The organism is Ktedonobacter robiniae (assembly GCF_016587375.1).
In the GTDB taxonomy this organism is placed as follows: Bacteria; Chloroflexota; Ktedonobacteria; order Ktedonobacterales; family Ktedonobacteraceae; genus Ktedonobacter; species Ktedonobacter robiniae.
In genome coordinates this window covers 719,703-733,623 of the sequence record NZ_BNJG01000001.1, presented here as the reverse complement: position 1 = coordinate 733,623, position 13,921 = coordinate 719,703, and the positions used below count along the sequence as shown (strand labels likewise).

The window sequence follows — 13,921 nt, the reverse complement described above, 5'->3', positions numbered from 1 at the left end:
GAGAGACATAATGTCTGACGCGAGCTTACCAGAGGGCCTACACATGCGCCCCGCAACCCTCGCCGACGTGGAGCAGGTGGTGCGCCTGGCGAACAGTAACGAGATTGAGTACCTGGGAGAGCCTGATACCTCAGTAGATTTTCTGCGCCATGTCTGGAGCCTCTCGTCGCATAAGCCTGAGGAGAGTGCCCGGGTGGTTGTCACGGAGGATGATGAGATCATTGCTCGTGTGGATACACGCCACAAACGGCATATGAAGATTGATCTGGAACTGGATGTATATCCCGCCTATCGCGGCCAGGTGGAACTGACACTGATGCGTTGGGTGGAGGAGCGCGCGCAGGAGCATATCGCGCTGGCACCTGAGGATGCGCAGGTCCTGCTTGGCACCTGGGCGCATCAAAGGGATATGCAGCGCCAGCAACTCTGGAAAAGCCAGGGCTTTGAACTGGTGCGCTATTTCTGGAACATGAAGCGTGAACTCACGCAGGCTCCAGAGCAGCCACGGTGGGCGCCAGGCATTCGTCTGTACACCTTCAAAGAGCTACAGGATGTAGCACTTCCGGGAGATGAGACCCTGACACGCGCATTCTTCGAAGCTCATGAAGAGGCTTTTAGCGATCATTGGGGATCTATCCCAGGCATTTACGAAGAATGGCGGGAGCACTATCTGAGTGAAGACTTCGACTTCTCGCTCTTCTTCCTGGCTATGGACGGCGATCAGGTCGCTGCTTACGCCCGCTGTGTCAACGAAGGCCAACAAGGGGGCTGGGTACATACCCTGGGAGTGCGGCGAGCCTGGAGGCGCAAGGGATTGGGCCTGGCGCTCTTGCATCACGCCTTTGGCGAGTTCTACCAGCGTGGCACTCGAATCATTCGCCTGGGCGTGGACGCGCAGAGCCTTACTGGCGCGACCCAGCTCTATGAACGTGCGGGTATGCACGTTGAACGTCGCTTCGCAAACTTCGAGAAGGTGCTGCGTCCCGGTCGCGACATGCGCACCCTCTCGCTCGACCAGGCATAGTTTTAGTGATGAGGAAAAGAGGGAAGCATGGATGTATCTACATTGCCAGCAAGCGTAACTGTGCGGCCCGCGAGCCTGGATGATGTCAAGGCTCTAGTGGCCCTGTTTGCGGCACGCGATAGAGAGCTGGGTATCGATCCTGAGCGGACAGAAGAAGACTTTACACATGATTTTGAGGCGCCTGGTATTGATTTGCAGAGAGATACGCGCGTTGCTCTTACTACAACGGGTGAACTCGTAAGTTATGCCCTGGTGGATCAACAGCAGTATGTGCATATCTTTATGAACCTGGAGACGCGTGCCGACTATCGTGAGAGCGGCCTCGCGGACGCCATGCTAGAGTGGGCTGAGACGCGAGCCAGGGAGTATATTGCCCAGGCGCCCGAGGGCCTGCGCGTTACATTACGCAACGGCTGTGATGTGCGTTCCACCTCGCGCCAGCGCCTACTGGAGCGGCATGGGTACCAGGCTGTCCGGCGTTTTTATAACATGAAGATTGAACTTGCTGAGCCACTTCAGCAACCAATCTGGCCTGCGGATATTCGTGTGCAGAACATGCAGCCAGGCATGGAGCGCGCCGTCTTTGAGGCGGACAACGAGGCTTTTCGTGACCACTGGGGTTTTGTCCAGGACACTTTCGAGGAGTGGTCCCACCATGCCTTTAATCCACGTAGGTATGATCCTACGCTCTGGTTCCTGGCTATGGATGGCGAGGAGATCGCCGGTTTCGTTTTCTGTGCCAAAGAGGACGAGAACGAGGGCTGGGTGCATGTGCTTGGAGTGCGGCGTCCCTGGCGGCGTAAGGGCATTGCCCAGGCGCTCTTGCATGAGGCCTTCAACGCCTTCTATCAGCGGGGCATTCACAATGTCCTCCTCGGCGTGGATGCTAGCAGCCTGACTGGAGCGCTACGCGTCTATGAGCGCGCCGGTATGCATGCTGTACGTGAGTTCCTGACCTATCGGAAGGAACTACGCCCCGGCATCGAACCCGGTACCGAAGAACTGGCCTGATGGCTCTACAACGGGGCTTTGCTGGGTAGGAGGTGTGGATGGGCATGACATTAGAAAGGAACTATATAGATAGATGAGTATACAGCAATTGCCGCACGAATACCGTGCGCGCCCTCTGAGGGTGGAGGATGCGGCCGAGGTGACACGGCTCTGTAATTTAGAGGAGCTTGCCACCGAAGGGAAGGCGGAGCTCACTGAGGGCGACGCCATTCGCTTTATGACCATGCCAGGACTGGACCTGGAGCAGAATAGCCTGGCGCTGTTAGATGACCAGGGGCGCATGATTGGCGCTGTTGTGCTCTATCATGTCTTGCATATACAGTTCGAGCCAAATCTCTTTATCGATCCGGCACTATATACGTCAGGTATCGCTGACTATCTGCTGACCTGGGCCGAAGAGCGCAGCCTTGCCTTGATGGCGCATGCTGAACCAGGTCTGCGTGTGATGCTAGGTGTTGGCACCAGCGTGAAGCGAACAGCCATCTGCCAGGTGTTTGAGCGCCACGGCTTCCAGGTCATTCGTAATATGTTGCGCATGGGGATCACGCTGGATGCGCAACCCGGTGTGGCAATCTGGCCCGAGGATGTGCGCCTGGAGACGTTTGAGCCGGGGATGGAGCGCGCCATCTTCAACGCGGAGATGGAGTTTTTCCAGGATCACTGGGGCTTTATGCCGCGCGACTACGAGGAGTGGCGGCACTTCAATATCGCGTTTGACGAACTTGATCCATCACTCTATTTCCTGGTGAAGGCTGGTGGGGATATTGTCGCTATGGCTCTCTGTCGCCACGAGCACGGTGAGGGCTGGGTGAATACCCTGGGGGTGCGGCGCTCCTGGCGGCGCAAGGGATTGGCCTTGGCGCTCTTGCAGCAGGCCTTTGGCGAGTTTTACCGCCGAGGCATTCAGCATGCCAGCCTCTACGTCGATGGGCAGAGCCTGACGGGGGCCACAAAATTATATGCACGCGCGGGCATGCATGTCACACGGCAATCCGCGCAGTACGAGAAGGAACTACGGGCAGGGAAGGAGCTAAGAACACAGACACTGGCGGTCTAAGGCAACTGGTCTTATTATTAGAGGCCCGCATGTCAGCCGCTCTCTGCCTGACTCTTTCTCCATTGCAGCTCTCGAAAATAATATATGGTAGCGCATAGGTTTGGTGGAAGCCAAACGCATCCTCGCTGACGGATGGAGAAAACAATGATTGTACGTCTACATAAACTGGCGGCAAGATGTCCCAGGATGACAGATATACAGGCGGTAGCCGAGTTGTGGAGCATAAGTAAACGTAAGGATATGAACTTAGTAGTGATGACTGAGGAAGACGTACAACGTAGATGGCAGCGAGAAGGTTTTTACCTGGCGCAGGATGCCTGGGTGATTGTTACTACCCAGGGGTGTGTGGTCGCGTATGCCGATGTGCAGCGTGAGGAGGAGCAGGCGGGACTCATGTTCGCCCTGGTGGTGCATCCCGCGTACAGGGGGCGCGGTATTGGAACCTTGCTGCTGCGCATGGTTGAGCAGCGTGCGCGTGAATTGACTTATAGCTTCTCGACCGGAGAGCAGGTGGCGTTGTGTGCTACAGTACATAGCCAGAACAGGCTGGCGAAACAGCTTCTAGAACGTGAGGGCTATACAGCGTCTGAGCACTTCTGGCGCGTCTCGCTGGAGCGCGATGATACCCTGCTCCAGTCCTTGCAAGAGCCAGAGCAGGAGGGGCCGCTGACGATGGATCTCTACGTAGATGCCTCGCAAGCCCTGGCGAGCCGCGTCGTTGCTGGGCGCGCAGATTCTCATGTCGCGCAGCAGTATGAGGTCTACCAGCGGGTACTTCGTCCAGCAATGACTAATGCCATGTTGCGGGAAGAGGTCGTCTGCTAACGCTATAGATAGTCTAGCGCTCTAGCCAGTACCAATTTCATATGTACTGGCTAGAGCGCTGTCACGCTGGTCGGGCTACGCTATGCGCTTATGTCGTGTTGCGTTATTAGCGGAATGTACCGATGACATGCTGCAATTGGATGGCATTACGATTGTTGCTTGAAGCGACTTGTAAGACAACCATTGCTTTATCAATTGGGTTCCCTCGATTATCGAACAGAATGCGTCCACTTACGCCCTGAAATGCCGGAGTTGTACCCTTTCCCAGGGAGGCTAGAGCATCACGGGTGGCCTGGCCTGTTACCTCTCCATGGATCAGCGAGATGGCTCTGGCAATAACCTGAATAGCATCAGTCGCGAGCATCGAATCATTTCCAGGTGGGGGAGCGTTATTGTTTGCGACTCCCGAACTGCTATAGAAATTGTTCCAATCGCTGAAGAAGGCTGGTTGCTCTTTCTTGGGAATACCCTGAAGATCCCATTCGTCTGGAGCGCAATAAGCCGTAAAGATCAGGTGCCGCATGTCTTGTGGAAACTCTGTGGCGATCTGGGCATCCGGCCCATTTCCTTGTCCTAGAACGAGGTTCGTATCGACTCCATCACCACCTAGAATATTGAGATTGGCAAGGGCTGTGTTGTTTGGGGCAATTCTTATCGCATTACCGAGGGCATGTGCCAGGCGTATCCCATCAATGCTGTATCCCGCAATGAAAATAAGATTGGCTTCATGAGTCTGAGCATCGGTGATTACCTTCTGAAAATCAGTGACAGTTGATGTCGATTCCTTGAAATAGTCGCCTGAGCTGTTAATTACCTGTATGCCAAGTTTTGTTGCGCTGGCACTAAATGCATCGGCTAATGACACACTATAGGGGTCGGTAGAGTCGCGTGAAACGAGGATTGTTTTGGCATGCAATTGTTGTGCTGCCGTTTTAGCCAGTAGGTTCCCTTCTATGTCATCAGGAGGATCCACGCGGAAGAAATAGGGACTGCTACCACTCAGTTTTACACTGGAGGCAGGCGATATTATCGGTAAATGTGCGGAAGTAATAATGTCAAGCGCGTTGATGGTCTGGGAGCTAAAGGGCCAGCCTTCTACACTAACGATGTGGTCTGGATTCCCAGCCTTACTAACGCGGTTCGCAACAAATTGTGCCACCGTCGCTACATCCGCCCGGTGTGCTCCACAACTATCAAGCAGAATGCGCAATTTCAGTCCATGACCAAGCAATCCCTGTTTGTTGATCTCGTACTGGGCAATAAAGGCACCTTGCGTGTCGGGCCTGGCCCGTAGTAAGTCGTCAGCGCTCTCATCAAACGCGATGCCGAGCACAATTGTGACATAGGGCGAATTACTCTGGAGTACGTGTAGATTTTCGTTATAGATCTGGGCCTCCCCATCGGTTGGATCTGCTGAAACCGCCTGAGAGAAGAAGTTAATTGCGTTCGCCAGGTCATTGTGCTGTAGCGCCTGGGCTGCTTGCTGTTTTAACGCAACATCACTGCGACCTGGATATGTGTCAAAGACGAAGCGACCATCACTGATGCCGATTCCTTGCTTTGTGAACGTTTGCTGCTCTAATGCCATCTCATCGCGCCAGGCTGCCTGCTGGGCGCTTTTCATTTGTGCTGTTTGGTTGGCGCTATTAAGGATGGGTAGCAGAAGTGTAAGGAGAAGGGTAAGAACAGCGCATATCCCTAATACGGCGAACACGATATTGCGTCGACTTACTCGTGGCGAAGGTTTGCCCTCAAGTGGAAAAGGCCTGTTAAACTGAGGAAGCTCTGAAACGGGGGGGTAGGATGCAATCAGGTTTTTAAGATCCTGTAACATTTCAGAGGGGGTTGCGTAGCGTTGAGGGACTGAGAGGCGCAATCCTTTGGAAAGCGCAGCTTCCATCCCCAAGGTGACTACAGGGTTCAGGCGGCGGGCGGGAGGATAAAAATGGATCAAGCGTTCCCTGGGATCAAAACCTGTAACCGCATGGTGTAATGTCGCGGCAAGTGAGTAAAGGTCTGATGATGGCTTGATATCGCCTCGTACCTGCTCTGGAGCTGTGTAACCTGATGAGATACTGTCCTTAGTAAGCGGTTTTAGTGGAAACAAGGGGATAAAAATAAGGGATACCTGATGTGTCGATGGGTTGACAATAACCGTCTCTGGACTGATGGCACCATGTACTACTGGCGGCCGCTGGCTGGCGAAAATCTCTAACATTTGGCACACTTGTAGTCCATATTCCGCAACATCGCGTTCCGGTAGTGCTCCACCCTGCCGTTGCATCAGAGACGCAAGGCTTTCTCCTGTGGGATAGGGTAGAACGATATAATAGGATTTGTATTCATTGAATACCTCAACAATAGTTGGGAAACCTGGATATTGAGATAACTGTGTCAAACGGAGCACAATGGCCTTGATGGCTTGCCACGCCTCTGCCTCTGTTTTATCGGGGAATGCCATTCGATAGAGGAGGACACGGTTTCGTGCGGAATGCGTATCAGTTGCAGACCACGCGACCCCTTGTTGATTCTTGGGGAGGACGACCTCTTCTATCAAGCGATAACGTCCTTTGTGCAGTACATCACCACGCATCAAAGTAAATTCACCCGATTCTATCGGGGGTGCCGGTTTCATATGGATAGATCGAAGTTGCCTATTACCTGAAGAGGTTGATTCCTGATGATATCCACAACGTGGACAGGTGCCATTCTGGTCATTTCCAGTAAAGGTGCAGCGTGGACAACGCATAACTTCCTCCTAAATCCGCTCTCTGTATGAAGAAAGCGTGTAGGCCAATCATATAAAGCCGAAAGATCTCATAGGAAAAGGAGGTGCATAGAGTTGCAGGTACCAGTACACAGAAGGCTCCTAGCTTTCCTTTTGTTACCCTCCCTATAAGCCTGCGCATAAAATAGGTGGTGGCTATGGCTTGTTAGCGAAAAAAACGTTTAATTGATAAAAGTATGCATAAAAGATACAGAAATGTCTATCTAAGAGAAAAAATACCTATGTAAAAATACGTATTTTTTATAGACCATAGGGTTATTGGTGTCTTGAGTGTGCACTAAGCGGCTTAAACTGTTCTTAATTTTTAGAGATAAAATTGCATAAAATGCGGATCCACTGTTAAAGAGGGAAAATGCTTTCTCTTGTAAGGCTGTTTTTTGGCTTGTGGTATAACGGGGATGCAATGGAGTGCAGCGCTTCTCGGTGAATTGACTGCTCTCCAACCTGGAGAGCAGCCACTTTTGTTGGAGGGATGAAGACCTGTACTCTGTGCCTGCTAGCGATTTGCGTGTGCGCCATTTTGACAATACGCGGCTGATCTTACAGTCTGACTAAGTGAGGTAGCCGTCCCTTGTTTTGCATATACTAATAAGGCTCTCGTTTGCGTCTGCGTCATAAAGAGTAGTAATATGATAATGTGAAGGCTGTTTCTTCCTGGAGAGGTTTTGATACTATGCTGGTTTCCGCGACGCCGGCCCTGATGGCCACAAGCAATACTGGTGGCGAGCGCGCCTGGCTTATGGTGATGCTTATCGTAGGTGTGCTCTTTATCGTAGTGGGGTGCGCGATTGCCCTTTTCACTCTCTACACCTACCGCAAAGCCCGTTAGACCTGGCACCCATTGCCTCAAGGGTAATAAAGATGTGTCGATGGCGCGGGGGAGCCGCGCCATCGACACATCTTTATTACCCTTGAGGCTCAATCATCTCGAAGCGGTTGCCGAAGGGGTCGCGGGCCTCAAAGCGCGCGAAGCCAGGGATGGGCACGGATTCCAGCACTTTAATTCCACACTCTTGCAGGTGAGCTTGCCAGGCCGCGACATCTTCGACCTGGTAGGCCAGGTGTGCCTTGCTGGCTTTGCGGTCCACGCCATCCTCGGTGCCGACGTGAACCTGTCGATCTCCCACCTGGAGCCAGAAGCCGCCGCGCCCCTGAAGCGACTCTGGCTTCCCAATCTCGGGCAGGCCCAGTATATCGCAGTAGAACTTGCGTGCCTCCTCCTCGGCTCCCTTGGGAATTGTTATCTGAGCATGATGCAATCCTTCAATACGCATACAGGTTATCCTTTTTTTCTAAGGGATGCTGGAAAAGCGTTAGCGACCCCGGACGATACGCTCAATATCACGCCTGACGTCGCGCTCAGCGATGCTCTGGCGCTTGTCGAACAATTTCTTACCTTTACAGAGTCCCAGCTCGAGCTTGGCGCGCCCACGTTTCATATAGAGCTTGAGCGGGACCAGGGTCAGGCCCTTTGTCGCCACGCGCTGACCCAACTGCTCGATCTCGCGTTTATGCAGCAGAAGCTTGCGCTTGCGTAGCGGCTCATGGTTGTAGCGGTTACCATGCTCGTAGACTGCGATATGGGCGTTCTCTAGCCAGACCTCGCCATTGCGGATGATGGCGTAGGAGCCGCGTAGGTTGACCTTGCCATCGCGAATCGACTTGATCTCGGTTCCCACCAGCGAGATGCCCGCCTCAATCGTGCTCTCAACGGTATAGTCATGGTATGCCTGCCGGTTGACCGATACGACCTTGGAGTTCTCCTGCTGAGCCTCTTCTTTTTGTTTGGTTGTGCTTGCTTTCGCCATGCGTCTTCTTCCTCCTCAACACAGGTCGTCACACTGCCTGCTAACAAGCAAGCAGGAACACTGTGGTTTCTCCACTCTTTTACACGTGTGAGTAGGCCACAGGAGGTCTCTGCGATACGCCGAACGGGGAAATGGCAAAAGCTTCTCCCTGCCGCGTTCCCGCCCCTGGCGCGTGCAAAGACCTGAAAATAGGATAGGGTTATGATATCATAGGCGCCATTATACTTCCACTCCTGCTAGTGTTCGTGTATTCTTTGATAGGCTGCTTGAGTCTGCTGGACTGGAACATATGAAGTTTCATGCATTGCGTCATAATGCTTCCCGTATCCTGCGACAATTGAAGATTGATCCAGTGGTGAGGATGGAAATGTCGGGTCATGCAAGTCTCGATATGACGGATGGTACGTATGGACATGCAACATGAGACATGCATAAAGAAGCGGCTGAAGAAATCGACCATCTCTTTGGAGAAGAGAAATAGCAAAGTCGAATAGACCCCTAAACCGATACCTGGCTTGGTTCGGTATCGGTTATTTTTAGGGCCTCTCGATAAAAAATTGTACGATGCGCTATCGATCATGAAAGCTATTATTTACTTGTACATTTACTGGCGCATATACTTGCACTTCTACCTGGGTGCTCACTTGTGTATTAACCTGAGTTCCAATCGTATCCCCCTGATTTTTCATTCCATTTCCATAGTTGTTTCCGCTGTTGCTGGAGTTGTCTTGAATGTATCCCCAGTTATGCCCCTGATTCTCGCTGTACTGCTGATTGTCTCCTCCATAGTACCCATTGCCGTTTCCTTGATTAGACAGATTGCTCCCTTGTGTATTCACCTGGGTGCCACTCGTACGCCCCTGGTTGCGCAACTCATTTCCGTAATTGTCTCCGCTGTTGCTCAGATTGTCTTGAATGTGCCCCTTGTTATATCCCTGATTCCCACTGTACTGCTGATTGCCTCCTCCATAGTACCCATCGTCACTACCTATTCCATTGCTGGGCTCTATTATGGGCGAATTTGCTTCTTTGGGGGTCATGGAGACTATCGCCTGCCTCGAAAAGGCGAACACAGTAGATGTCGTACTTAACAAAAACAACATTGAGATGATGGGGCTTAAAATAATGAGAAATATGCTTTTTTTCTTGGATGCAGAAACCATTGCACTTTCCTTCTCTTCCCAGTCCTACTTGACGCTTAGATAAATCAGTTAAAATGCAGCTTGTGATTGCCATTGGCACATTTTTTGGGAGCCGTTTGCGCCTTCATTTCGGCGCATTGCCTCATGGGAGAAGCTTACTTTGACAGACGAAGATGTCTCTTAAATAATCTTACTGTTCCATAAAAATGCTTCAACTATTGGAATCTCATCAGAACATTACGACCCTTCGCCAGCGCATCCTCATATGCTCTAGCATAGCCATGGTTGTAAGCTCATCCTTCACCAATGTTGTGCCAGAGCTGTTGTCAGTCCCCCCTTTGTTCTTCGTCCGGATCTTTGTGGAAAATTGATACCTTAACTGATATTTGGCATGGTCCGATATCGGTTATTTTATGCAATTTAACGCTATGAGATAAGGCCTTTAAATGGCTTGCTATGCAACGCTATAGGCTTTTTATAGAGCTCTGATTTTGATTGACACCTTATACAATATATTTTCCTGGTCTTAGTAGGACTTATATGGATGGGAATTGCTGATCTTTACCACTTGTCTCAGGGATACGCATAGGCGGTATACTATTTTAGATTAGTTTTTGCTACCCTTTTATTGGGGGATAGGCGTCAAAAAGCCGAGGGTGGCGATGGGCTGGTAGGAGGGTTTCTCTTTCGCGTTTACATGAGTCTTCCTATTAGGAAACCTGAGCGCTTCGCTCCCATTCGGGGACAAGCGCTAGTCACCCCCATTCGAGGGCATGGCGACCTGACATTGGTTTCCACATAAGATCTTGAGGTACAAGAGGTACTTGGTATGTTCTATGCTATTGGTAAGCTGGCGACCCGCTATCGCTGGTGGATCGTCGGGATGTGGCTGCTGGCTGGGCTGCTGGCCTTGCCGTTCGCTCCGCGCGCCAGTTCGGTTCTGCGCTCCGGCGGCTTCTTTGATCCCAATGCGGAGTCGCAAAAGGCGATTGATCTTTTAACGAGTAAGCTGCATCTGAACCTGACGACCGTCCAGGTTATTTATGATAGTAAACAGTATCGCGTCGAAGATCCCATTTTTACACAGAAAGTTGAGCAATCGCTGGCCCAGGTGCGGAACTGGTCGATGGTGGGGGGCGTGGTCAGCTATACGGATAATCCGCGCCAGATCTCGCAGGATCGCCATGCGGCCTATGTCAATGTGGAACTGAAGACCGATGCCGATACCGCGCCCAAGATTCTGCCGCAATTAGAGCAGCGCCTGCGTCATGTGGATGGCATGACGTATCGCGTTGGTGGCGGCGCGGTCTTCTATGAAGATATTCAGCAGGTGAGCGAGAACGATCTACGGCGCGCCGAGTTGCTGGCCTTTCCCTTCGCGATCATTGCTCTGCTGCTCGTTTTCCGTTCCGTGGTGGCGGCGATTCTCCCTGGCCTGGTCGGTGGCTTCGCCGTGGTTGTGACTCTAGCCATGCTCTTTGGTCTGGGGCAGGTGACCGATCTCTCCATCTTTGTACTTAATATTACCACTCTCTTCGGCCTGGGCCTGGGCGTCGATTACTCGCTCTTTATCGTCAGCCGCTTCCGCGAGGAGCTGGCGCGTGGACGAGGTGTGAATGAAGCTACGGTTCTCACGATTGCGACCGCAGGCCGCGCCGTGGCCTTCTCTGGCCTGACAGTCTCCATTGGCCTCTTTGGCCTGACCTTCTTCCGCATCAACATGTTGCGCTCGGTGGGTCTGGGTGGCATGCTCGTGGTGCTGCTGGCAGTCGCGGCGGCCCTGACGTTGCTCCCGGCGCTGCTCTCAATTCTCGGCACGCGCATCAATGCCTTCCCGGTACGTGTTCCACGCCTGTGGCGACGCAGGCAGGTAGTACAGGAATCTATGGCTGACCATCATGGCTTCTGGTATCGCCTGTCGCAGTTTGTGATGCGCTACCCGGTGCGTATTTTTGTGAGTGTGCTGTGTCTGCTGGTGGCGTTTGGTCTCCCTTTCCTGGGAGTGCGCTTCTCAGCCCCCGATGCCTCGATCCTGCCTCCTTATGTCCCCTCGCGCGAGGCGTATGATATGTTGCAGCAGCGCTTCAACCTGCGCGAGACGACGCCGATTATCCTGGCGGTGCAGACGAAGGGCGATGTGCTGAGTGACCAGAATATTCGCAACCTCTACGCGTATACCAAGCGCATTGAGGCCGATCCACGTGTACAGCGCGTGGATAGCATTGTGAGCGCCGATCCGCGCTTTACCCTGGATCAGTATGAATTGCTGTATCATAATCCCAAACTGGTGACCGACCCCTACCTGGGCACGTTGCTCAAGTCGACCGTCTCGGGGAATACGATGCTGATGCAGGTAGTGAGCAAGTATGAGATGAACGATGTGCGCTCGCAGGAACTGGTGGTCACGATTCGCAATACTAATCCAGGGAATGGCATCCATGTCCTGGTGGATGGCGGCTCGGCTGCGGACTACGACTATGTCACGACGCTCTATACTGACTTCCCCAAGGCCGTATTGATTATCTTCGCTATTACTTACCTGGTGCTCTTCTTGCTCTTCCGCTCGCTGGTGCTGCCGCTCAAGGCCACTCTGATGAATACGCTCTCGATCCTGGCTAGCTACGGCGCGCTGGTGATCATCTTCCAGGATGGCTTTTTGCACCAGTTCTTAAATTTCTCGCCCCTGGGCTTTGTGGAGGCATCGAGCCCCATTCTGCTCTTCTGTACGCTCTTTGGCCTCTCGATGGACTACGAGGTTTTCCTGCTCTCGCGCATCCAGGAGACCTTCTGGCAGACGGGCGATAACACACGCTCGGTGGCCCTGGGCTTACAGCGCAGCGGAGGTATCATTACCAGCGCAGCGGTAATCGTGATCGTGGTGAGCGCCTGCTTTGCCACGGCCGATGTGATCCTGGTCAAGGCCCTGGGTGTGGGTATGGCCCTGGCGGTCTTCCTGGACGCGACCTTCGTACGCGGCCTGCTCGTCCCCTCGACCATGCGCCTGCTGGGCGATTGGAACTGGTGGCTCCCCTTCAAGGGGGTGCAGCGCAAGCCTCCCACCCTCGATAAATATATGCTGGACGAGGACGCGGCGGCGCTCTCGCTCAATGGGCATAGCGAGAGTAAGGACGCGCAGGATATCAACGTAGGAGGGAAGCTCTAATGCAGAGGATTATTCAAGGACGCCGTGCCTGGAAGCTTGTTCTGCTCTCCGGGTTGCTGGGACTGATGCTGGCGCTCTCCTCCTGTACCTTTCCCGGCATGGTTTCGACCAATGCCCAGTTGCCGGCCTATGTGCCGGTTGGGGAGCAGAAGCCCTTGCCGCCGGTGCAGTTTCCCCAGGACGAGGGATCGCATAACAATCTGACCGAGTGGTGGTACTATACCGGCCACTTCAATGGGCAGGATGGTCATAGCTATGGCTTTGAGTTCGTGATCTTCCAGGTCACGCGCAGCGATTTGCCTCCGCTCTTCGCCTCGCATTTCGCCATTAGTGATATCACGCGAGGTCAGTTCGCTTATGATCAGCGCAATGTCATGCTGCCGTTGGACAACTCAAAGCAAGCGGGCATTAACGTGGGGATTGGCGACTGGCGTATCCAGGGCCTTAATGGGCACGATCACCTGGAGGCCTCGATGAAGGACTATGCTATCAAGCTGGATCTCAACGGCGTCAAGGCACCCACTCTGCACGATGGCAAGGGCCTGATCACCTATGGCCTGGCGGGCTACTCATACTACTACTCGCGCACGCGTATGCAGGTCAGCGGCACGCTGCTTGACCACGGCCAGCCAGTACAGGTCAATGGTCAGGCCTGGATGGATCACCAGTGGGGCAACTTCCTGACCCTCGGTAGCGGCGGCTGGGATTGGTATAGTATCCAGCTCAGCAACGGTGGGGACATCATGATCTACTTTATTCGCGATGCCACGGGGAAGGCCATCTCGACCTATGTGGGCTATACTGACGACAAGGGGCAGAGCATCGTCATTCCCCAGAATGCCGTACAGAACAAGGTGCTGGACCACTGGCTCAGCCCGCACACGGGGATCAACTATCCCTCTGGCTGGCGCGTCTCCATCAACGACCCTCGCCTCAAGGTTGACCTGACGCTCACGCCTCAGCTCAAGGACCAGGAACTTGTCGTTACCAAGTCGACCGGCAACGTTTACTGGGAGGGCGCCGTCGATATCCAGGGCCAGCAGAACGGCCAATCCCTCTCTGGTCAAGGCTACGTCGAACTAACCGGCTACACAAAATAAGCT

Annotated in this window: 11 protein-coding genes and 1 pseudogene; 8 read left to right on the top strand and 4 right to left on the bottom strand. The window is 53.2% G+C overall.

Annotated features, from left to right (window positions below; translation table 11 throughout):
* The first annotated feature begins 10 nt into the window (after nt 1-10).
* The 4 genes from JMJ04_RS02930 to JMJ04_RS02915 all read left to right on the top strand — a co-directional run bounded on the left by JMJ04_RS02930 (nt 11) and on the right by JMJ04_RS02915 (nt 3,917).
* Nucleotides 11-1,024: a GNAT family N-acetyltransferase gene (locus tag JMJ04_RS02930; RefSeq protein ID WP_201369067.1), complete on the top strand. Its 1,014-nt coding sequence runs from the start codon at nt 11-13 to the stop codon at nt 1,022-1,024.
* A 27-nt stretch (nt 1,025-1,051) separates the two neighbouring features.
* Entirely contained in the window at nt 1,052-2,035 is a 984-nt protein-coding gene (locus JMJ04_RS02925) for a GNAT family N-acetyltransferase (RefSeq protein WP_201369066.1), read from the top strand.
* Nucleotides 2,036-2,108: 73 nt separating this feature from the next.
* A complete protein-coding gene (locus tag JMJ04_RS02920) occupies nt 2,109-3,092 on the top strand; it encodes a GNAT family N-acetyltransferase (protein WP_201369065.1) in 984 nt (327 codons plus the stop codon).
* Nucleotides 3,093-3,278: 186 nt separating this feature from the next.
* Nucleotides 3,279-3,917, top strand: a complete 639-nt coding sequence (locus JMJ04_RS02915) for a GNAT family N-acetyltransferase (protein WP_201369064.1) — start codon at nt 3,279-3,281, stop codon at nt 3,915-3,917.
* A 106-nt stretch (nt 3,918-4,023) separates the two neighbouring features.
* On the opposite strand, the gene JMJ04_RS02910 is transcribed toward JMJ04_RS02915, so the two are convergent.
* Nucleotides 4,024-6,666 carry a protein kinase domain-containing protein gene (locus tag JMJ04_RS02910; protein ID WP_201369063.1) on the bottom strand — a complete coding sequence of 881 codons (2,643 nt, stop codon included), beginning with the start codon at nt 6,664-6,666 and terminating at the stop codon, nt 4,024-4,026.
* A 712-nt stretch (nt 6,667-7,378) separates the two neighbouring features.
* Between JMJ04_RS02910 and JMJ04_RS02905 the strand changes: the two genes are divergently transcribed.
* Nucleotides 7,379-7,534, top strand: a complete 156-nt coding sequence (locus JMJ04_RS02905) for a hypothetical protein (protein WP_201369062.1) — start codon at nt 7,379-7,381, stop codon at nt 7,532-7,534.
* 76 nt (nt 7,535-7,610) lie between these two features.
* Here JMJ04_RS02905 and JMJ04_RS02900 read toward each other — a convergent pair whose 3' ends face one another.
* A complete protein-coding gene (locus tag JMJ04_RS02900; RefSeq protein ID WP_201369061.1) occupies nt 7,611-7,979 on the bottom strand; it encodes a VOC family protein in 369 nt (122 codons plus the stop codon).
* 39 nt (nt 7,980-8,018) lie between these two features.
* A complete protein-coding gene (gene smpB / locus JMJ04_RS02895) occupies nt 8,019-8,513 on the bottom strand; it encodes an SsrA-binding protein SmpB (RefSeq protein ID WP_201369060.1) in 495 nt (164 codons plus the stop codon).
* Nucleotides 8,514-8,742: 229 nt separating this feature from the next.
* Between smpB and JMJ04_RS48565 the strand changes: the two are divergent.
* Nucleotides 8,743-8,937 (top strand): annotated as a pseudogene (locus JMJ04_RS48565) (tyrosine-type recombinase/integrase); the annotation flags it as partial.
* 145 nt (nt 8,938-9,082) lie between these two features.
* Here the strand turns inward: JMJ04_RS48565 and JMJ04_RS02885 are convergent.
* Nucleotides 9,083-9,676 carry a hypothetical protein gene (locus JMJ04_RS02885; protein ID WP_201369059.1) on the bottom strand — a complete coding sequence of 198 codons (594 nt, stop codon included), beginning with the start codon at nt 9,674-9,676 and terminating at the stop codon, nt 9,083-9,085.
* An 808-nt stretch (nt 9,677-10,484) separates the two neighbouring features.
* Here JMJ04_RS02885 and JMJ04_RS02880 point away from each other — a divergent pair.
* The gene (locus JMJ04_RS02880; protein WP_201369058.1) at nt 10,485-12,818 is read left to right on the top strand and encodes an MMPL family transporter; all 2,334 of its coding nucleotides are present in this window, start codon (nt 10,485-10,487) and stop codon (nt 12,816-12,818) included.
* The gene (locus JMJ04_RS02875; RefSeq protein ID WP_201369057.1) at nt 12,818-13,918 is read left to right on the top strand and encodes a lipocalin-like domain-containing protein; all 1,101 of its coding nucleotides are present in this window, start codon (nt 12,818-12,820) and stop codon (nt 13,916-13,918) included. Before JMJ04_RS02880 ends, JMJ04_RS02875 begins: the two co-directional genes overlap by 1 nt.
* Nucleotides 13,919-13,921: the final 3 nt, after the last annotated feature.